General features: G+C 47.5%; 17 protein-coding genes. 9 read left to right on the top strand and 8 right to left on the bottom strand.

What is annotated here, in order from left to right; translation table 11 throughout:
- Positions 1 to 25: 25 nt before the first annotated feature.
- The 3 genes from LEUMU_RS0107925 to LEUMU_RS0107915 all read right to left on the bottom strand — a co-directional run bounded on the left by LEUMU_RS0107925 (position 26) and on the right by LEUMU_RS0107915 (position 4,272).
- Positions 26 to 1,021: a TRAP transporter substrate-binding protein gene (locus LEUMU_RS0107925; protein ID WP_022951748.1), complete on the bottom strand. Its 996-nt coding sequence runs from the start codon at positions 1,019 to 1,021 to the stop codon at positions 26 to 28.
- 231 nt (positions 1,022 to 1,252) lie between these two features.
- Positions 1,253 to 2,734: a MocR-like pyridoxine biosynthesis transcription factor PdxR gene (gene pdxR / locus LEUMU_RS0107920; RefSeq protein ID WP_022951747.1), complete on the bottom strand. Its 1,482-nt coding sequence runs from the start codon at positions 2,732 to 2,734 to the stop codon at positions 1,253 to 1,255.
- Between the two features lie 155 nt (positions 2,735 to 2,889).
- The gene (locus tag LEUMU_RS0107915; RefSeq protein WP_022951746.1) at positions 2,890 to 4,272 is read right to left on the bottom strand and encodes an aminotransferase family protein; all 1,383 of its coding nucleotides are present in this window, start codon (positions 4,270 to 4,272) and stop codon (positions 2,890 to 2,892) included.
- Positions 4,273 to 4,819: 547 nt separating this feature from the next.
- On the opposite strand from LEUMU_RS0107915, the gene LEUMU_RS0107905 reads away from it, so the two are divergent.
- The 4 genes from LEUMU_RS0107905 (at position 4,820) to LEUMU_RS0107890 (ending at position 8,716) form a co-directional block, all read left to right on the top strand.
- Entirely contained in the window at positions 4,820 to 5,557 is a 738-nt protein-coding gene (locus LEUMU_RS0107905) for a sulfite exporter TauE/SafE family protein (protein WP_022951744.1), read from the top strand.
- A gap of 30 nt (positions 5,558 to 5,587) precedes the next feature.
- A complete protein-coding gene (gene serC / locus LEUMU_RS0107900) occupies positions 5,588 to 6,787 on the top strand; it encodes a 3-phosphoserine/phosphohydroxythreonine transaminase (protein WP_022951743.1) in 1,200 nt (399 codons plus the stop codon).
- 119 nt (positions 6,788 to 6,906) lie between these two features.
- Positions 6,907 to 8,337 carry a siroheme synthase CysG gene (cysG, locus tag LEUMU_RS0107895; RefSeq protein ID WP_022951742.1) on the top strand — a complete coding sequence of 477 codons (1,431 nt, stop codon included), beginning with the start codon at positions 6,907 to 6,909 and terminating at the stop codon, positions 8,335 to 8,337.
- Position 8,338: 1 nt separating this feature from the next.
- Positions 8,339 to 8,716 (top strand): S24 family peptidase, encoded by a 378-nt coding sequence (locus LEUMU_RS0107890; protein WP_022951741.1) that lies wholly within the window; start codon positions 8,339 to 8,341, stop codon positions 8,714 to 8,716.
- A 13-nt stretch (positions 8,717 to 8,729) separates the two neighbouring features.
- Here LEUMU_RS0107890 and LEUMU_RS0107885 read toward each other — a convergent pair whose 3' ends face one another.
- The 3 genes from LEUMU_RS0107885 to LEUMU_RS0107875 all read right to left on the bottom strand — a co-directional run bounded on the left by LEUMU_RS0107885 (position 8,730) and on the right by LEUMU_RS0107875 (position 9,902).
- Complete coding sequence (locus LEUMU_RS0107885; RefSeq protein WP_022951740.1) at positions 8,730 to 8,969, bottom strand: hypothetical protein; 240 nt, start codon at positions 8,967 to 8,969, stop codon at positions 8,730 to 8,732.
- Between the two features lie 124 nt (positions 8,970 to 9,093).
- Entirely contained in the window at positions 9,094 to 9,630 is a 537-nt protein-coding gene (locus tag LEUMU_RS0107880) for a GNAT family N-acetyltransferase (protein WP_022951739.1), read from the bottom strand.
- Positions 9,630 to 9,902, bottom strand: a complete 273-nt coding sequence (locus LEUMU_RS0107875) for a type II toxin-antitoxin system TacA family antitoxin (protein WP_022951738.1) — start codon at positions 9,900 to 9,902, stop codon at positions 9,630 to 9,632. Before LEUMU_RS0107875 ends, LEUMU_RS0107880 begins: the two co-directional genes overlap by 1 nt.
- Positions 9,903 to 10,291: 389 nt before the next feature.
- Between LEUMU_RS0107875 and LEUMU_RS0107870 the strand changes: the two genes are divergently transcribed.
- The gene (locus LEUMU_RS0107870) at positions 10,292 to 10,927 is read left to right on the top strand and encodes a hypothetical protein (RefSeq protein ID WP_022951737.1); all 636 of its coding nucleotides are present in this window, start codon (positions 10,292 to 10,294) and stop codon (positions 10,925 to 10,927) included.
- 2 nt (positions 10,928 to 10,929) lie between these two features.
- Positions 10,930 to 12,021 carry a tetratricopeptide repeat protein gene (locus LEUMU_RS0107865; RefSeq protein WP_022951736.1) on the top strand — a complete coding sequence of 364 codons (1,092 nt, stop codon included), beginning with the start codon at positions 10,930 to 10,932 and terminating at the stop codon, positions 12,019 to 12,021.
- Positions 12,022 to 12,171: 150 nt separating this feature from the next.
- Here the strand turns inward: LEUMU_RS0107865 and LEUMU_RS0107860 are convergent, their stop codons facing one another.
- Complete coding sequence (locus tag LEUMU_RS0107860; protein ID WP_051155990.1) at positions 12,172 to 16,005, bottom strand: Eco57I restriction-modification methylase domain-containing protein; 3,834 nt, start codon at positions 16,003 to 16,005, stop codon at positions 12,172 to 12,174.
- 296 nt (positions 16,006 to 16,301) lie between these two features.
- Between LEUMU_RS0107860 and LEUMU_RS0107855 the strand changes: the two genes are divergently transcribed.
- Together LEUMU_RS0107855 and LEUMU_RS0107850 are read left to right on the top strand one after the other, a co-directional pair.
- Positions 16,302 to 16,592 (top strand): toxin-antitoxin system TumE family protein, encoded by a 291-nt coding sequence (locus LEUMU_RS0107855; protein ID WP_022951735.1) that lies wholly within the window; start codon positions 16,302 to 16,304, stop codon positions 16,590 to 16,592.
- On the top strand, positions 16,589 to 16,948 hold the full coding sequence (locus LEUMU_RS0107850; protein WP_022951734.1) for an HVO_A0114 family putative DNA-binding protein: 360 nt from the start codon (positions 16,589 to 16,591) through the stop codon (positions 16,946 to 16,948). Before LEUMU_RS0107855 ends, LEUMU_RS0107850 begins: the two co-directional genes overlap by 4 nt.
- A gap of 125 nt (positions 16,949 to 17,073) precedes the next feature.
- Here the strand turns inward: LEUMU_RS0107850 and LEUMU_RS0107840 are convergent, their stop codons facing one another.
- Positions 17,074 to 17,658 carry a Uma2 family endonuclease gene (locus LEUMU_RS0107840; protein ID WP_022951732.1) on the bottom strand — a complete coding sequence of 195 codons (585 nt, stop codon included), beginning with the start codon at positions 17,656 to 17,658 and terminating at the stop codon, positions 17,074 to 17,076.
- Positions 17,659 to 17,815: 157 nt separating this feature from the next.
- Here LEUMU_RS0107840 and LEUMU_RS25140 point away from each other — a divergent pair, with 157 nt between their 5' ends.
- Entirely contained in the window at positions 17,816 to 18,904 is a 1,089-nt protein-coding gene (locus LEUMU_RS25140) for an AAA family ATPase (protein ID WP_022951731.1), read from the top strand.
- Positions 18,905 to 18,986 lie beyond the last annotated feature (82 nt).

Genomic DNA, 18,986 nt, shown 5'->3' with positions numbered 1-18,986 from the left:
CAAAGTGCCCGGAGGAGTCAGACGATTATCGTCCTAGCAGCTTCAGTACTGCGTCTACACGCTCTTTGCCGCCAACACTTTCGTAGTAAGCTGGCCATACTTCTGAGGTTGCTTTTTCAATCCACTCAGCTTCGCCGCCTTCTGGGTCAGAGATCTCCATGCCCTTCTCGACCAGTTCTTTCTTGATGCGATCTTCAGTGTCTTTCAGGAATTGCTCACTGTGCAGCGTTGCTGCTTCGCCCGCTTCTAAGATGGCTTTCTGAACGTCTTCATCCAGATCCTGAAATACCGACTCGCTCACTACCAATGGCTCCAAAGAGAACAGGTAACGAATGTTAGTCACGTACTTTTGGACTTCGTTAAACTTCATCGAGCTGATGGTCAGGTAAGGATTATCCTGCCCATCTACAACCCCTTGTTGGAGCGCTGTGAACGTCTCAGACCACGCCATTGGTGTTGCGTTAATGCCCCAGGCTTTGTACGTCGCCAGCATGATTTCGTTCTTAGGCACGCGGATAACCAAACCTTGCAGATCTTCCAGCTTGGTCACTGGCTTTTTAGAGTTGGTCAGTACGCGAAAACCGGTGTAAGACCAACCCACGATACGAATGCCCGCATCTTGAATGGTGCTTTCAGTCAGTTCTTTACCCACTTCGCCGCGAGTCAGCTTAACCGCATCATCCAGACTCTGAATCATGTATGGAAGCGTTAGCAGACCTGTCTTCGGTGAAAACGGTGTGATGTTGTTGATTGCCAGCAAAGAGAAATCCAATGTGCCGATTGCCGCTTCGTTAACCGTGTCTTGCTCGCTACCTAACTGACCGTTAGGGAACATTGCGATTTTGTGCTCGCCACCTGTTTTTTCAGCGAAGACTTCAGAGAACTTAGATCCAAGCTCATACTGGGCGCTGCCCTCTGCATCGCCGAGTGCCATTTTGAATGTTTTGGCGTTAGCTACCGGGAAAATTAACATCGCGCTGACTAAAGCCGTTGAGGTTAGCAGCTTGGTATTTAACTTCATTTGTCTCTCCATAGGTGTGTGGTTTTTGGCTTACCCTTTCTACGGTAAACGTCAATTTGAACGGCGGATAGGGCCAGTTTTTTTGTAGTTTTGAGGCCAGAGCGCTAATTGAGAAAATGCGCAACCGTAGTGCATTTCACCAAAATGGTGCACTAAAAAGGGCACTGGAGAAGTGCCCTTTTTCAGGTGTTTTTTAAGCTGATTTGCCGCCTCTGTGCAGCCGCAAAATGACTAGCTGTGATCTCGTAAATAATGCGAAATCATGAGAATTCCCGCTTCAATTTTACCGACCGGAATTGAGGCAAAGCCTAGGCGGAAGTAATTTGTTGGTGCATCCTGCCCCATAAAAAAAACACTGCCGATTTCGATAACGACACCCTTCTGTTCCAGCGCGGTGGCCATCTTATCGACATCCAGCGAACTTGGCCCTTCCAACCAGAAGGACGACCCTCCAAAATTGGGGACACACTTGAGCATTGGCAGGTGCGTTTCGATCGCCGCATTCATCGCTTTCCAGCGTTCTTTGTAGATGGTGTGCAAGCGACCAATCATCTTGTCGTAATGCCCAAGGCTGATAAATAACGCGGCTGCCCGTTGGTTATTGGCCGGTGCATGGCGGTACATTAACCGGCGCAATGCCCGCGCTTCATGAATCATTTTGGCAGGCGCAACCATATAACCCAAACGCAAGCCCGGCGCGAAGGTTTTAGAGGTACTGCCGACATAAATGACCTGATCGGAATTGCGCAGGCTTTTGAGGGCCGGTTGAGGTTCGTGTTTGAAGTTAGACTCGGCCTCAAAGTCATCCTCGATAATCACAATGCCATATTCAGCTGCAGTGGCTAACAGCGCTCTGCGCCGTGGCTCGCTCATGGTTACCCCGCTGGGTACCTGATGGCTTGGGGTAATGTAGATCACATCGCAACTTTTGAGTGCGTCATTAATCACCACACCCTCTTCATCAACATCTAACGCCGCCAAGTTATTGGTTTTTAAACTCATAATATTGCGCACGTCAGGGTAGCCCGGATTTTCAATCCCGACTTTGGTATTTTCACCCACCAGCAAACTGGCAATCAGGTACAGGGCATTTTGCGCCCCCAACGTGACCATAATATTCTCAGGGCGCGTCCAAATCCCCCGCCGTGGCAGTACCCGCTTTTGAATCTGTTCGATCAGTAAGGGGTCATCCTCATCCACCTGATCAGTCGCCCACTGGCGCATCTCAGCCACGTTCAGCGAATAATGTACGCACTCACGCCACTCATGAATGGGGATCAAATTGAAGTCCAGCTGCCCGAAAATAAACGGATAAGGATAATCCTTCCAGTTTTTATTCTTGCGGATATTACGCTGCAGTGAGGGTTGCTTGAGTAGCAGCCGTTCGCACCAGGCGGGCATCTGTTCGAGCTCACGGCCATCTTCATGGCGTGGCTTATCAATGCGGTCCTGATACACCTGCGGATTGATAAAGAAGCCCTTACGCTCGCGTGAGTCCAGAAAACCCTCATCCACCAAATGCTGGTACGCCAATACCACCGTATTGCGCGCAACATTCAGGTCTTTAGCTAACTCACGAGATGACGGCAATGGCTTTTCCATCTCCAGCAGGCGTTCCAGCGCTGCATTGACAATGGCTTCCCGTATCTGAATTTGTAAACTCTTACTGCTATCTCGGTCGAGTTTAATCAGGCGATTCCACAGACTTTTCAAGAGGCTTCCTTCTCTGGTGAACGGTTAATAGCAATGAGTGAGTATAGCACCCGAAAAACGGCAAGCTGCACAAAAAAACAGGCGCAGGAAACTTAATTCCTGCGCCCAAAGCTACTCACTCAAAAGGAAGAGGTGAGATTAGTGGAACCTGCTATTTACAAAACAATTTTAGCCAGTGCTGTATCCATTGCAGAGACGATCTCATCCGCATCGTCACGCGTACAAATCAACGCTGGGCTCAAGCACAAGGTGTTGTTGAAGGTTTCAAAGCTGCGGTTAGTGCGGCCAATCATCACGCCATCTTGCATACAGCTGGCCACCACGCCTGCCGTAACCGACTCATCAACCGGCTCTTTGGTCACGCGATCTTTAACTAACTCAAGCCCCATAAACAGACCTTTACCTCGCACATCGCCAATCACCGGATACTTATCCTGAAGCTCATGGAAGCGTTCCATAAAGTACTCACCCATCGCCGTGACATTATCCAGCAGCTTCTCGTTTTCGATAATCTTCAGGTTTTCCAGCGCTGCCGCAGGGCCAGCGGTACAGCCACCAAAAGTACTGATATCACGGAAGTAATGCATCTTATCTTCAGGTGCAGACAGGAACTGCTTAAACAAGTCTTCAGTGGTTGCTGTGACCGAAATCGCCGCATAGCCACTCGCCACACCCTTTGCCATGGTTACGATATCTGGCTTCACGCCATAATGCTGATAGCCAAACCACTTACCAGTACGGCCCAGACCACAGACCACTTCATCGATATGGATCAGTACGCCGTACTTCTCGCAAATCTCCTGAACGGTTTCAAAGTACCCTTCTGGCGGGGTGATCACACCACCACCGGCTGTGATTGGCTCTAATACGATAGAGCCCACCGTATCTGGCCCTTCACGCAGAATAACCTTTTCAATTTCACGCGCAGCCTGCACACCAAAATCAGGATCATCGCCGTTTGGTGAGCGGTACGCCATGCAATGTGGCACTTCCACAAAGCCAGGGGTAAAAGGTCCGTATTGATCTTTACGTTGTGACTGACCGGTTGAGCTTAGCGCGGTAATCGTGGTGCCATGGTAATCACGGTCACGGTATAAAATTTTGTGCTTCTTGCCGCCATTATTGAGTGCTGCCAACTGGCGAACCAGCTTATACGCTTTCTCATTGGCTTCAGAGCCGGAGTTAGAATAGTAAACGCGGGATAAGCCCGGCATTTTGCTAATCAGCTTCTCTGCAAAGTTACCGCCCGGAATATTACCGGCTGAGTTGGCAAAGTAATTCATCTTAAGGATTTGATCGTAAACCGCTTTAGCGATCGACTCGCGGCCATAGCCCACGTTAACCGTCCACACGCCACCAGACACGGCATCCAGATATTCACGACCATTTGCATCCCAAACACGCATGCCCTTCCCTTCAACCACCATCATTGGCGCTTTGCCATCTAAGGGTTGATGTTGAGTTAAGTGATGCCAAACGTGTGCGCCATCTCCGGAGATAGCCGACTGAGTTTCTAAGTCCTGTCTTTGTTCTGTCATGTGAATACCCTCTGAGAAGCGTCATAAATAGTGTGATTACAGCATAGCCCCAGCTCAAGGGCCCACCATAGAACCAGCGCAAGTCAACCCTATGGGCCAATGATTGCTAAACCGACGGTTTAGAAAATATTCGCTTATTCCGTGGCCAAAACCAGCTGCTGCAATGCACAAATACAGAGCCAAAATGCGCTACTTTAGTGCGCCTACCGAAAAGGCTTCAAACTACCAAATGACCGCTTAAAAATGCCCAATTCAAACTATATGAAAGTCTCTTTGTAAATAAAATTTATTAAATATTTTCAGTTAGATAGGTGGTTTTTGAGTGTCATTATTGCAACGCTGTAAAGTACTTATGTGTTCAATACTTAGCGCTTAGCCCAAGCCGCCAATTCATCATCATGGTGCAGTGCACACACCAAGACTCTTTTCAGATTTGGCAAAAGCGCAAAAGTGGCACCACCAAAACCAGCGCGTGGCCCTAAAAAACTTGCAATCCTCACCCCCATACTCGCGGCTTTAATTAACCCAGATAAGTAATAGGTGAGCTATGTCGTTAGATTCTATATGGATTTTTTTAGTCCCGATCGTTGTTATTGCCGGTGTGGTGCGTGGCTATGCAGGGTTTGGCTTTGCAGCCGTTGCGGTTGTTTGCATGAACTTCTTATTAGACCCACAGCAAAGCATCCCCGTGATTGTGGGCTTAGACCTATTATGTAGTGCGCCGTTATTACGTCAGGCCGTCGATCAGGCAGATATGCCAACCTTTAAGCTGCTCACACTGGGTTCCATACTGGGCATTCCAGTGGGTCTTGCGCTTTTGCTGGTAGTGCCAAGCGAAATGCTTAAATTAGGGATCTGCGTATTGATTCTGGTATTTGCCTTACTACTGGCCTTTGATGTGCGCTTTCGGGGCACCGAGACTGCCAGAACGAAACTGGGCTTTGGTATCTTCGCTGGTGCCGGAACCTCTGGCTCCTCCGTCGGTGGGCCAATCATTGTGTGTTACATGTTATCCAGCCAACTGAGTTCTTCGGCTCAGCGTGCCACCATGATTATGTTTTTTGTAGTGAGTGAAATGATTGCGCTTGTCGCACTATTCAGCGGCGGCTTGGTCGATTTTGAAGTCGTGAAAATGACCTTAATCTTATTAGTACCGACCTTAATTGGTGTGCGTGTTGGTCAAGCATTGTTTAACCGCAAGCCACCCGCTTCGTTAAAGCAATTCGCGCTACCCCTCATGTTTATGATCGCAGTGCTAGGCATTAGCGCAACGGCCGGCTCATAAAACGATAGCTATCTATAAGGACCCCATGACATGACGACTCCACATGCAATGACGACCCCAACCCATCCGGCGCTGCTTGGCTCACTAAGCTCAACGGCCGCCCCTGAGCAAATCATAAACTTCAGCCCTGGCCCAACGTCCTTACCAAAAGAAGTAGAAGCCAAGATCGCCGATATTTTCAATACAACTGGCCTTACCTCCTTGGCGATATCCCACCGTGCCCCTGAGTTTCTGGCGATACTGGAGCATGCCATTGCCAGTACCCGCAAGGTCATGGAAATCCCCGATGACTATGAGATTCTATTCACGCACGGTGGCGGCCACGGACAGTTTGCCGCATTGCCGTTAAACCTCTGCCACAACGCTTCAGATATCGCGACCTATGTGGTCAATGGCACGTGGTCTATCCGCGGGCGCGATGAAGCGTCGCGCTACTGCACCGTGCAAACCATCGATGGCAGCGCCCCTGAAACCGGTGATTACACGCACTTCCCTGAGCTAACCGAAGCGGATATCGACCCCAACAGCAAATACCTCTATGTCTGCTCCAATGAAACCGTCAACGGCATTGAGTTGCACCGCCTGCCCAAGCTACTCGAGTCGCGCAAGCATATCCCGCTGGTGGTGGATGCCAGCTCAGACTTCTCAACCAAGCCCATCGACTGGCACGGCAGTAATGTCGGCGTATTGTTTGCCTGCGCCTCCAAGAACATCGGCCATCCCGGTTTAACCATGACGATCATCCGCAAAGACTTGCTGGGTGAAGGTAAGGCCTCTCCCCTGTGCCCCGGCGTATTCAACTACACCACCAACAGCGAAGCCGGTAACCTCTGGAACACTCCGGCGACCTTCAATATTGAAGTAGTCGGTATTGTGATGGACTGGTTGGATAGCCACGGCGGCATTGCCGAGAACGAGCGCCGCTCAATCGCCAAAGCCAAACAGCTTTATGAGGTGATCGACAACTCCAATGGCTTTTATGGCACGCCCGTGGCTAACAAGGCCATCAGAAGCCGCATGAATGTGCCCTTTAATGTTAAAGGCGGCGATGAGGAACTGACCAATCAATTCCTGATTGAAAGCTGGGAACAAGGCATGATCGGCCTGCGCACCCTCACTCCATTTGGCGTTGGTGACTACCTGCGGGCCAGTTTATACAATGGCGTGACCAAAGAAAATGCAGCCACCCTTGCTGAGTTTATGTGTCGTTTTGCCAGAGAAAACGCCTAGCTAATAACCCCGCAATGCGTCAGTGCTTCAATAGTAGGTATTAACCGGTAATATGCGCTAGAATTCCCAGCCTCACCCGCTAATTTCAACGCCACGCATGGCATCAGGATAATAACACCATGAAGCATTTGCCCATCTTCGTCAGTATTCGAAACAAACCCTGCGTGGTAATCGGTGGAGGCCCAGTCGCCAGCCGCAAAGTTGCCAGCTTAATCGAGTCCGGTGCCATTATTACCGTCGTGTCGACTGAGATTAGCAGCGAACTGCGCCAGCATGTTGAGAATGGCCTGCTGACTCACCTACCACGCAAATTTGAAAGCAGCGATTTAGACGGAGCTTTTTTAGTCTTCGCAGCCACGGACAACCGCCAAGTAAATGCCGATATCGCCAAACTGGCCGACGCTCGCCAGCAACTGGTGAATATCGCCGATGCACCGGATGATTGCAGTTTTGTACTGCCCTCCGTGCTTGACCGCTCGCCGGTTGTGATTGCCGTCTCCACCGGTGGCGCATCGCCAGTACTCGCCCGTCAGCTACGCATGCAGCTGGAAAGCATGATCCCTGCCGCCACCGGACGCTTGGCGCGCATTACCGAAGAATACCGCGAGAAGGTCAAACAATTCTTCCCCAAGCAACCGCAGCGCAAACAGTTTTGGGAAAACGCCCTCAAAGGCTCCGTTTCTGAACTGGTGTATGCCGGACAGGAAGAAAGCGCCCGCTCGCGCTTAGATGAAATGCTGGAACAAGGCTTAGACACCAGCCCAATGGGCGAAGTGTATCTGGTTGGCGCTGGCCCTGGCGACCCGGACCTGTTGACCTTCAAAGCCGTGCGCCTCATGCAGCTGGCGGATGTAATGGTGTATGACCGATTGGTCTCGCAACCGATTTTAGATATGGCCAATCCGGAAGCTGAGCGCCTGTATGTCGGCAAGCAAAAGGATGACCACGCCGTTCCGCAAGACAAGATTAATGACCTGCTGGTGAACTTGGCCAAGCAAGGCAAACGCGTATTGCGCTTAAAAGGTGGCGACCCGTTTATCTTCGGGCGCGGCGGCGAAGAAATTGAAACGCTATCTGAAAATGGCGTGCCGTTTCAGGTCGTGCCAGCCGTAACGGCAGCCTCTGGCTGTGCAGCCTACGCCGGCATCCCCCTTACTCATCGCGACTATGCGCAATCGGTGACCTTTGCCACGGGCCACTTAAAAGACGGCAGCATTAATCTGAACTGGGAACAACTCACCCAGAAAAACCACACGCTGGTGTTCTACATGGGCTTGAGTGGCATTTCAGAAATCAGCCGCCAACTGCAAGCGCATGGCATGTCGCCGGATATGCCCGCCGCACTGATTGAAAAAGGCACCACCCGCCATCAACGCGTGCATGTCGCCACACTGGCCACCCTGCCAGAAAAAGTGATTGAAAGCGGCGTACGTGCGCCGACGCTGACCATTATCGGTGAAGTCGTGAAGCTACATGACAAACTGCACTGGTACGAGCCAGAGCGCCATGTAAAAGACACCGATTTCAGCCTGCATCAATCCAAAGGATAATATGCAAGAAACCAAAATACTGATTCAGGATGCCTTTAAGCCTGATATCGCCAGCGAACTGGAGTCCGGCAGCAGCTGCTCAGACTCCGAGCCATTTGCCCTGCAAGCGCTGGATGACAGCATGGAGCCGGAGTTTGCATCCGGCTGCATTATCATTATCGACCCCACCGGCCACGCTAAAGATGGCGCGTATGTGTTTGCTAAGGATAATGAGGGTGAATATATCTTCCGGCAGCTGCGGATAGTGGATGGGCGTTATTATCTTGCGCCGCTCAATGACCTGTATGACACGATTGAGATTAGCGGCATTGGGCAAGTTGAAGGCGTGATAACTCAGCGCGCTGGCAAGCGGCGGAGTTATCATAAGAGTTATTATTGATGGTTAAAGCTGTCTACAGAGCGCTGGCATTCGCCTCCGCACACTCAGCCACAAACGTGGTTAGCTCATCACCTTGTAATTCGTCTTCCATTGCTATTTCGTTGCAAGTCTCCATAACGTCGTCTAACTCATCTTCACTCATTTCATAAGCGAGAGGAGTTTCATCAAAATCAGTATTTTCTGCATAGGCAACCACAGAAAAAGAGCAGCATAGCGTCACGCAAAGTAACGCGAAAGAGAATTTATTTTTCATATTATTAGCTTCCAACATTGTTAGTTTTATTTTTTCGGAAGGGAATTTTTACACGTAAATTTAGCAACAATACAACGATAAAAATTTGTTGTGACGATCACTATTTTTTATATATAGGTCTCGCCTAGAGATCCATCAGCTGCTTCATTGGTATGAATAACCGAATGGCCGAATCCCTCTCACTTTTAAGCGGCTGAAAGCCACTGAAACGCTCGTAAAATGCAAGCGCATCTTCATCAAGTACATCAAGAATTACCCCTATTCCTGCAACCTTCCCGCCTTGCGATAATTTGGCACAACGCCGTAATGCATTGATAAGCGTTGCCGTTCCTAACTTCTGCGCTTGGCAGTTTTTGTCTACGGCCAACTGAGCCAGCATAAATACCGGTAAGGGATAGTTTGGATACCGTTTTGCGGTATCGTCCGGCAAGTTGTAACGCTCTATATGGCATACGCTTAACGTAAAGTAAGCACAAATCGGTTTTTTCTGGCCTTTAGGTGTTCCCGCTGCAGGGAGCACCCAGGTGAAGTTGAGCTTTGACTTCATACCTTGTGTTGCATTGCGTTGGATAAAAGCATTTAACGAGTCCTTACCGCAGTCAAACGTACTTCGGTCGTGGCTTGCTTTATCCAGTGCGACGAATCGCTTAAGAGGCTGCACTAGTGGATGCCTAGCTCATCGGTGACTCGAGCGGCTTCACGTAACTCATCGCTAGGTTTGCTATCTTTCATACAGGCTTCAAAGAAATCATCAAATGCTTCATTACTGAGCACTAATTTTTCGTGGGTTTCTAAGACCTGACGCGTTTTTTCACGGAGAGCCTGAGTAATGAAGTCACTTAAACTGCGAGCACCAGTCAATGCCGCTGCACGTTCCACTTCTTCGCGTAGCTGAGGGTCTATCCGCATATCTAATCGAGCAGTTGCTGCCATGATTGAGTCCCTGTTGTTTGTTTTCGTTATTGTACTACATTTTTACGTACATTATGGAGTTGTATTGATAGCGTAAACGTCTTCTGGCTGCATTCAAACTCAGAGCGGACTTCTTTCTTGAGCGGGTGGGTCTACCCTATCCTGCATGAAATCTTCAGTTACTTGGCTTTCAGAACTAAAGAATTCATCCCATGACTTAGGTATAACTTTTCCGCCAATATTGCTATCCTGCCCGAACTTTCACAGCAAGTAGTTAGCCATGCCCAAGCATTCAAATATTCAAATATTCAAATAGTGTCAACCAGCTACTAAAAAAATGCGAAGCAAAAAGTGGCTTTGCCTGCGACGTTAGCTACGACGAAACGCTGGCAACCGACTCCACGGTTAAAATGGCGGGGCGCGACGGTCGTCTAAGACACCAGATCATTCTAAAACAACATAATGCTGACGCCGATTATTACGTCGCTTGGCAAGCCGTTTTCATCCTTCGTCAATTTAGCACGGATGAAGAAAATCGCGCAAACATAAGCCAGAATCCCGAAGGCTTTGAAAGCACCAAAGCAGAGCTTGGCAAGCTGCACCCATCAATGCAAGGTGCAGAGCTGGATAACTTCGCAAACCATATTCTTGGCGGCATAATCACCCAGCTGCGTTCCGTTCCAATCGGCATTCTGGTCGATATCTACCTGTTCCGTGAGTACGAAGAGCTGCGGGAAACACAGGAAAAAGTGCTGACTCAACAAGTCCACCAATACTGGCCTGCGTTGAATATCGATAAGTCGCAATTCCCCGAAACTATTATTCTGGCTAATCAGCACATGAATGCGGCTCATGCGGCGATGGTGGATTATCAATACCCTTCTCCAGAACTCACTGCACCCTACAAAATGGCGGGTATGGAAGCTATTTCATTGCAGCTTTTGGATGCCTGCCTCAATCGTAATGACGACGATATGCAAGACAAAGCCATCATTGATGACTGGGGAAAATTGCTCAATATCCAAAACCTCTACCGCTGGGTCTAATTATGTCTAAAGCTCCTTTTGAACTCGTACTGCGCTACGACACGATCGACACCACTGAGTACCCGCAGACTTCACAAGTAGTCGGCTCGGATGCATTTAAACAACACCTGCAATCGGAGTTGGAGAAGCAATACCGTTCGCTAGGTGGTCATTTATCGGTTGAGCTTGGCGATGATAGCGCTGCAATTCGTTGGCACTCCGGCGAGTCAACTCAGCAGCAAAAAGTACAGGCAATGGCGTTGCTCCAAGCGGGAGATATCAAGCAGGCAGTGCCTGTGTTGCAAGCGATATTAGCCAGTAGCCCTGATGATGCCGATGCACTCTATAACTTGGGGATGATCTACAGCGATCAAGGCAAGCTTGAAGAAGCGATCAACTTACTCAGCAAAGTGACCGACATTGATCCAAAGCACAATCACGCCTTTGTGGCGCTGGGTGTGGCTCAGCTAAGAGCAGGTAACCCTGAGCCTGCTGAAGCCGCGTTGAAACAAGCACTCAGCATTGAGTCGGATGATCCTTATGCGCTAAGAACGCTGGCCGCCCTTCACATGCATAAGCAAGACTACATTTCTGCGATCAGTGTATTGCGCCATAGCTTAAGCCTATTGCCGCAAGACGCGATCAGCCTGCTCAACCTTGCAACCTGCTTATTCAAAACCCATCAGGATAAAAATATCAGTGAAGCAAGCGAAATTGCCAATGCACTGATTGTGACCAATACCGGCAATGAGATTGCTGAAAAAGCCCAAGACTTGCAGCGCAAAATTGCATATCACAACTTCCGCAAAGACTCCGGCAAACACGAAAACTCCGATGCCGTGTTCTACTGCATTGATGCGCTGAAAAGGCTGAAAGATGCCAGCCCCAAAGAGACTGCCGCCGTGGCGCTGGAAGTCGCTCAGCTTGGTCAAAATGGCCTGAATATCAATGACCCTGAAATTACGTACACCATTAAAAGCTTCCCCGGAAAGTTCACCGGTTTGGCGCTAGTGTGCTTGTTGCATGTGGCCGTGCAGAAGGTCTCTCCGGGGAGTGACTCGGGCTTTGATGTGCAGCAGGAATATGAAATTGCTAAAGGTTTGTTAGATCAATGAAGAGATTGCTTAAAAAATGAAGAAACGAAGAGCGAGCAGCTTAGCTTTTCCGACCAACTAGGTGTTCCCATCTAGATTGGTCGGAATTGAGTTGTTGAGGGACAAAGTCTGCTGAGTGTGTATGGAAATACAGCCAACAGAACCATGCAATTACCCTTGTTCAATCTGCCTAATCTCAGCATCTGATAAGCCATAAAGGCTATAGACCAATGAGTTCATTTCAGCCTCTTCCTTTTCTATATCTGCTTCAAGTTGATCAAGCTTTTTGGCAATGGCGATAATTTGCTTTTTTAGGCTCTCATTGTCAGTCTTTTGCAGTTTCAGGAATTGATCCAGAAGTTTCTTAGCTGTCAGGCTTGGAGTAATGTTGGTAGTACGAATGACATAATTCCATTGAGCAACAATAAATTCGGCCTCGCTCTCATCAACATAGATACTATCAAAGGCTGGTACGCCATCTGCTAATACGCTTAATTCGCCATCGTCGTTGAGAACTGTGAGTTTTAGCTTCGGGTGCATTCTCACTGCTAAGTTTTCAAGCTTATTGACTACGTTTGATTCGTATTGTGCTTTGGCCCACTTTGTCAATGCAGAGCCCTTCAAGAGAGTTGCTTTTGCTTCCTCAGATGCCTTAAATGACTTCCAGTCATTGGTTAGATCTGCCCATATCCATTGAGGGCTTTTGGTGTCATCACTTAGTTGACTGGCACTTATGCGCTTTCTGAGCTTTTGTAACTCATCACGATAGCTAGTTCGGAGTGACTGCAAAGTCTCGGCATGCTGTGACACCTGTTCAGCTCCCTGTCCACTCATATCAGGAATCGGTAAAGGGGCGATAAATTGCTTGTTAGCTTCGTAATAGCCACCATCTTTTACTTTAGCAATACGCTTGAATACAAAGTTAGCAACTGGGGCGTTCATGATTCCAAGTAAGAACCAACCTGCAATCTTTCCGTCCTTTGGAAATATTCCATTAACACGCACGTTGTTAAGATAATAATTAGCTTCGGAGTCAAAGCAAACTCTAAGATCAGGAACAGTTTGGGCAACAATTAATTTATCAAACTCTTGTTTATCAATATTCTGGTTTCGACCAAACTGGTACCAGTTTGGAGTATCAAATTTACCACCCTCACGTTTTCTTAATTCTGTTTCATGATGTTTCAAGTAGCTCCATCCTTTCGGAAATAGCTCTTTGAGTGTGTTTTCTGCATATAAAATGGGAGGTTGAGCGCTTAAATCATAAGGAAACAATAAGTAGGTGTCAGTTTCTGGAGAAATATACCGCTTCGCCTCACCCCCAGACACAAGTGGCTTCATCAAAGAGTCCTCAATTTCAACTTCGACAGGATTTGATTTGTTTGAGTGTGATAGGTATCGATTATCACCTAATTTAGTCAGCTGGTAGATACTATCTGCACTGGTTATTAGGCCTTGGAATATAGCTGTTGTGAGGGATGGGTCATCTAAACGTTTGCTGCTGGTTTTAAGTTTCTCCAAGAGTAGGCGCTCAGATTCTTGCATAAACTGCCAAGAGTCTGACACAGGCAGTTTGTCATACGATAGAGTTTCTACTTGATCCCAATCCAAACTAGCAAGGTCATCACCACCATTAGGTGCAAAATGTAACTTAATGCCATCAGTAGGTTGTCCAGAAAAGAACTGTAAAGCGGTATAGGTAATCGCTTCATCAAAGACTTGGAAGCTCTTAAAGTCAATCCAGCGATCCATTCGGCGGCTTTCATGCAGCAATTCACGGAGTCCACGGCCATAGTCATTAACGGCCCAGACATTTGGTTGGATGAAACCCATGCGTCCTCTTGGGTTTAAGAGTTCAATACATTGCTCAGTGAAAGGTAGGTAAATATCGTAGTTGCCGGTCTGTGTGCTTTTATAGCGCGGAGTTCCATCACTCTTAGTCGCCTTTACCCAGAATTCAGTTGCTTCACTTTGAACGCTACGCATATTTTGAAGTTTGATATAAGGAGGGTTTCCAATAATTACATCAAAGCCACCTGCTTCAAACACATCCGCAAAAGATTTTTGGTAGTTAAATAGATTGATACGGTCTAGCTGTTCATCACTAAGCTTACCTAGTACTTCTTCAATCTGTTCGTCAACCAAGCTGTTACCGCATAAAATATTATCATCCAAAGAAGATAAGGGTTGTCCGGGCATGACCGTGTGCAACCATAGAGCAAGCTTGGTGATTTCGACTGATTCTGCGTTTACGTCTACTCCGTAAAGGTTTTTAGCCAAAATCTCACGATAAGCCTTAGCTATATCAAAGACCACTACCTGCTTGAGTTCGTAATTAATTCGAGACTTCTCGGAAGAAATCCATTCATGCTCTTGCAGCAGTCTTTTCAAAGCTTGAATGAGAAATGCTCCACTTCCACAGGCAGGATCTAAAACTTTTAAATTACCGAGGTTTTCGTGGTAAGTATCTAATAAATCAAAGTAACGGCCAGTTTCACTATTCTTTTTTAGCTTACCGTTTTTATAGTGATCAGCGTCGACCTGTTCGTCAGTCCATTGCTCAAATTCAACTAAACCCAGCTCCGTTTTTAGCTCGCGAAGTCTAAGGCCCAAAGTCTCCTCAACGATGTAGGTTGTGGCCCACTCAGGTGTATAGTAAACACCATTAGTTTTCCGCTTGCTGAGCTTCATCAGCGACACTTCTTTTGCCGCTTCAGCTTCCATAATTTCTAAGTCAGTAATTGACTGCTCGAAAATACGACCCAAGGTATATAGGCCAATGGCACGCTCGCCACCTTCTTCAATACCAAAATTGTAGTTGGCAGCAAAATACAGCAGCGTTTTCTTGTATTTGAAAAGTGATTCATTGCTTGCTCCCTGAAATGGAGCAAAGAACACTTTGTTAGGTACGTGTAATTCATCAAGCTCATCATCCGCTGCGAATAAGCCGCCATTAAAACGGTTGATCTGATGCTGATGAAAAGGTGTTCCATTTCGCATTGACTTAAATAGACGCTGGACTTTTTCTTCCCATAAGTCTGCTTCATCAGCACTGTAGCGTTCATCCTGACTGTATTCGCTCATTAAGTCGCGAAGCAGATTAACCGGATATTGCAAGTGTGCGCCCATGTCCTCACAGAACAGAACAAATAGAAAACGGTCGAGGAGTTTCTGTGTGTGACGTACTAGCTTTCGTGGGTGCTGTTTATAGACAGGGTTAGATGCAAGTAGGATCTTGAATAGATCTTCTCTGTATGCTCGATATTCAAAGTAAAAAGCTTTTTCAAGGTCCTTTTCTTTCTCTCCCTGTGCCGAAAATAGGCCAAGAAGCTTAGGCGTTCCATTGCGGTTTAATAGCCAGTCAGCATGAAAGAGTCGCGTGAAGAGGAAGCGCTTTTCACGTGCCTTCTCGGAGGTATCTAGCAGGAATGTTTGTGAATCGAGTCTGTTGCTGCTGGTGCGTTTTATAACAAACCGTTCATACTGTTGAGGCATTCTTGCCTTCCAGTAAAGACGGAACTCATTCATATCTGAGACCACGCCCCAAACAGGTCTGATCTTTTCATTGCCAAAAGGCGTGAACTGTTGGCGTGCGAAGTTAAGATAGTCAGCACATTGCTTTACAGGGGAACGATCATTACCTTTGCGGTTTTGTTTAGTATCTAAACCTGATCGGATATCCTTAAATTCACAGAGTATTTGTGGTGTACTAGGTAACTCTGTTTCGCCAAACCATCCCATTGCTGCATCAGCTTTACCTGTGCCCCCATTTTGCCCTGCTCTTTCAACTGGAAATTGTGAAAAAAGAGTATACCCATCTGTTTTATCTGCACTTCCAGATGATACATAGCCCCAGAGATCAACAAAAAATGTCTGCAAGAAACTTGCCTCTGATTGTGTTTCTTGCTGAAAATCTTTCTCCGACCAATGCTTCAGTTTGATTTTTAACTGATCATCTGCGTCACTTTCGCAATATGTCTTGTAGTCTTGTGCCCAGCAGGACATTAGGAAGGCATGGGTAAATTACGGGGTATGATTTGGCATATGAATTAAGTTAATTATGAGGGTAAGTGCATTAAATATCAGCACTGTTGTGATAGCAAAGCTTTTTCGAGAGTTTTTTAATCAGAATCAAGTCATAGTGGGCGCTAAGAGAGAAAAGAACACTTTGCCATCCACAAACCCATGGCGATAATCAGCGAGCCTTTCAGCGGATAGGTAATCTTGCTCACTTATTACGAAACCTTTCAGAATACTGATAACTATTGATTCTGAGTGGCTGTGTTGCTATAAATGACAACATGAGTGCAAAACAACTTTATAAAGATCGTTTCGAATACGATGATGGTTTAATTTTGGAGATTGTCGTATGGGATCTTCCGGCTCGGGTAGTCGGAAGTGAACATTTTTACAAGTACAGTTTATTCTATGGGAATGCTGAGCACGGTCGCCTTGTTGGGTACGATAATGAACGTCCAAAAGGTGATCATCGCCATTATGGAGATCAAGAGGAGCCTTATACGCTAATCAGTATTGAGCAGCTTATTATGGACTTTATGGCCGACGTGAAGAAGATTAGGAGTCAAAAATGAGAGAACTAACAATTCGAATTCTAGATGAAGATGCGGCGATGAAAATGATGACGCAGCGTTTCACAAATACCATGAAAGATGGTGCTTATGCGGGTGAGTTTTTGACCTTTGAATCCCCGACCGCCCTATTTCGTGCGATCAGCCCTAAACGTTGGGAGTTGATTGTTGCCTTGCAAAAGCTGGATATTATTAGCATGCGTGAACTGTCACGGCAGTTAAAACGAGATGTGCATCGGGTTTATGATGATGTAAAGGCGTTGAAAGAGTTAGGTATTGTTGAGCAGACTGATAAGGGCGTTCAGGTGCCTTTCGATAAAATCCATACTGACTTTACGTTGAGCCGAGAAGCTGCATAGTTATTATTAATCCCTGCGCGTGTTGGCATCGTCCCTATTAAAGCGGTAGCCACGTGTTTTTATTTTGATGGCAGTGAAACGTTTTTTAGTAGTTTGTGCCGTCTTTTGATTGATTGTCATTTAAGTTACTCCTCGTTGGACACATCAAACTCAACTCCAGAGTAAACAGCTGCCAGCGTCAACGTCATATCAGGGCAAGGCAGCACCAACTCATCCTCAAGCTGGCTAAACTGCTGTAGCTGCCAAGAGCGATCCTCCGCCCGAAACAGCATATCGACCTGTGGCTTATCCTGCGCCACAATCAAATACGCTTGCAGCGAGTCAATTGACTGGTAGCTAAGCGCCTTTTCCAGATAATCCTTACGCAAAGTAGAAGCCGAAGTCACCTCAACAATCAGGCATGGCTTCTCTAAATAGTATTCACTGCTGTCATCCTGCTCACATGAAACGACAACATCAGGATAGTAGTAGGTTTTATATTTCTCAGCGCGTACTTTAATATCAGAAAAGTAGGTTTCGCAGCCTGAGTGATCGGCGGCGGCCATGCTGGTAATGAGATTACGAGCGATTTTGTTATGGCGCTTGCTAGCTCCGGCCATTGCGTACACTTTGCCATTGTCATACTCATGACGAACCTCTGCGAGTTGCTCTGCCGCAAGATAGTCTTGTTCGCTGATATGCGTATCTTGTGATGATTGATTGGCAGGCATGAAGTGCTCCGAGAGTCAGTGGATACTCAAAATATTAGCATAGAGCGATAAGCAATACTGTAAGGAGGGTTTGATGAGAGTGCAGGTGATACACTTAGGCCGGAATCAGTTAGTTTAGCGCTTTCCTCCCGTTAGCTTTGCAAAGGTTTTTTTGTTTATGAAACGACACTTCAACACCACCGGCCCTGTTATCCCCGAACAGCATTACTGCATTGATCCGATGACACGATTGGACTGGGAAGACGTTCAGCATCTAATTGGTACGGGAAAGTTCTTTGTGCTACATGCGCCACGCCAGACGGGTAAGACAAGCACCCTGCTGTCGATGATGGATGTACTGAATCAGTCAGATGAATACCAATGCCTGTACATCAATGTGGAGTCTGCTCAGTCCGCTCGGGGAGATGTGGCCGCTGGAATGCGAACCATCGTTAACAGTCTGGTAGAAGGAGCAGCCATTCGCTTGAAGGAAACGCGTCTGCGCGATTGGCGTAAAGTCATTTGGGATAACAGTGGTGCCCACGGTGCATTCAATGCCCTACTCAGCCGTTGGGCGCAGGAGTCCGACAAACCGATCGTATTGATGATCGACGAAGTGGATGCATTGGTGGGAGATACGCTAATTTCGCTGCTGCGCCAGTTGCGCGAGGGTTATATTGGCCGACCCGGTGTGCCTTTCCCTCATAGCGTCATTCTTTGTGGAGTGCGCGATGTGCGTGATTATCGTATTCAAACAGGTCACCATGAAATCATTACCGGAGGAAGTGCCTTTAATGTGAAGGCTGAGTCCTTACGTATGGGTAGCCTTAACCGCAGTGAAGTCGAGGCCCTTTATGCCCAACATACCGCTGAAACCGGACAGCTGTTCGAGCCTGTCATTTTCAATGAGCTATGGGAAGACACGCTAGGGCAACCATGGCTGGTCAATGCGCTTGGGCATGAACTGACCTGGAAAGACAAATCTGCTCGCGATCGTAGTACCCCGATTACTCTGGAGCGTTACCGTGCTGCGCGCGAACGACTGATTTATTCCCGCTCGACCCATTTGTCACAACTCTCTGACAAGCTAAAAGAGCCTCGCGTACATGGTGTCATCAGTGCTCTGCTGTCTGGTGAGGCATCGCCTGATACGCTGGCGATGGATGATGTCGAATATGTTGTCGACCTTGGCCTGATCGTAAGTCGCCCACAGTTGCGTATTGCTAACCGCATTTATCAGGAGGTGATTCCCCGCGAGCTTTGGTAGGGACGCAGCATGGGTGCATGGGGAATGTAAAGTTTGCTACGTTGGTTGATATGACGACAATCAGCGAGCTTTTCACCTGATA

This window comes from Leucothrix mucor DSM 2157 (assembly GCF_000419525.1).
Classification (GTDB): Bacteria; Pseudomonadota; Gammaproteobacteria; order Thiotrichales; family Thiotrichaceae; genus Leucothrix; species Leucothrix mucor.
This window is presented reverse-complemented; position numbering and strand designations above follow the sequence as displayed.

Excerpts from the sequence above, each read along its gene's own strand:
- LEUMU_RS0107850 (WP_022951734.1), top strand. The coding sequence starts at position 16,589 with ATGAGAGAACTAACAATTCGAATTCTAGATGAAGATGCGGCGATGAAA.
- cysG (WP_022951742.1), top strand. The coding sequence starts at position 6,907 with ATGAAGCATTTGCCCATCTTCGTCAGTATTCGAAACAAACCCTGCGTG.
- LEUMU_RS0107860 (WP_051155990.1), bottom strand. The coding sequence starts at position 16,005 with ATGTCCTGCTGGGCACAAGACTACAAGACATATTGCGAAAGTGACGCA.
- LEUMU_RS0107890 (WP_022951741.1), top strand. The coding sequence starts at position 8,339 with ATGCAAGAAACCAAAATACTGATTCAGGATGCCTTTAAGCCTGATATC.
- LEUMU_RS0107870 (WP_022951737.1), top strand. The coding sequence starts at position 10,292 with ATGGCGGGGCGCGACGGTCGTCTAAGACACCAGATCATTCTAAAACAA.
- serC (WP_022951743.1), top strand. The coding sequence starts at position 5,588 with ATGACGACTCCACATGCAATGACGACCCCAACCCATCCGGCGCTGCTT.
- LEUMU_RS0107885 (WP_022951740.1), bottom strand. The coding sequence starts at position 8,969 with ATGAAAAATAAATTCTCTTTCGCGTTACTTTGCGTGACGCTATGCTGC.
- LEUMU_RS0107840 (WP_022951732.1), bottom strand. The coding sequence starts at position 17,658 with ATGCCTGCCAATCAATCATCACAAGATACGCATATCAGCGAACAAGAC.
- LEUMU_RS0107855 (WP_022951735.1), top strand. The coding sequence starts at position 16,302 with ATGAGTGCAAAACAACTTTATAAAGATCGTTTCGAATACGATGATGGT.
- LEUMU_RS0107875 (WP_022951738.1), bottom strand. The coding sequence starts at position 9,902 with ATGGCAGCAACTGCTCGATTAGATATGCGGATAGACCCTCAGCTACGC.
- LEUMU_RS0107925 (WP_022951748.1), bottom strand. The coding sequence starts at position 1,021 with ATGAAGTTAAATACCAAGCTGCTAACCTCAACGGCTTTAGTCAGCGCG.
- LEUMU_RS0107865 (WP_022951736.1), top strand. The coding sequence starts at position 10,930 with ATGTCTAAAGCTCCTTTTGAACTCGTACTGCGCTACGACACGATCGAC.
- LEUMU_RS0107915 (WP_022951746.1), bottom strand. The coding sequence starts at position 4,272 with ATGACAGAACAAAGACAGGACTTAGAAACTCAGTCGGCTATCTCCGGA.
- LEUMU_RS0107905 (WP_022951744.1), top strand. The coding sequence starts at position 4,820 with ATGTCGTTAGATTCTATATGGATTTTTTTAGTCCCGATCGTTGTTATT.
- LEUMU_RS25140 (WP_022951731.1), top strand. The coding sequence starts at position 17,816 with ATGAAACGACACTTCAACACCACCGGCCCTGTTATCCCCGAACAGCAT.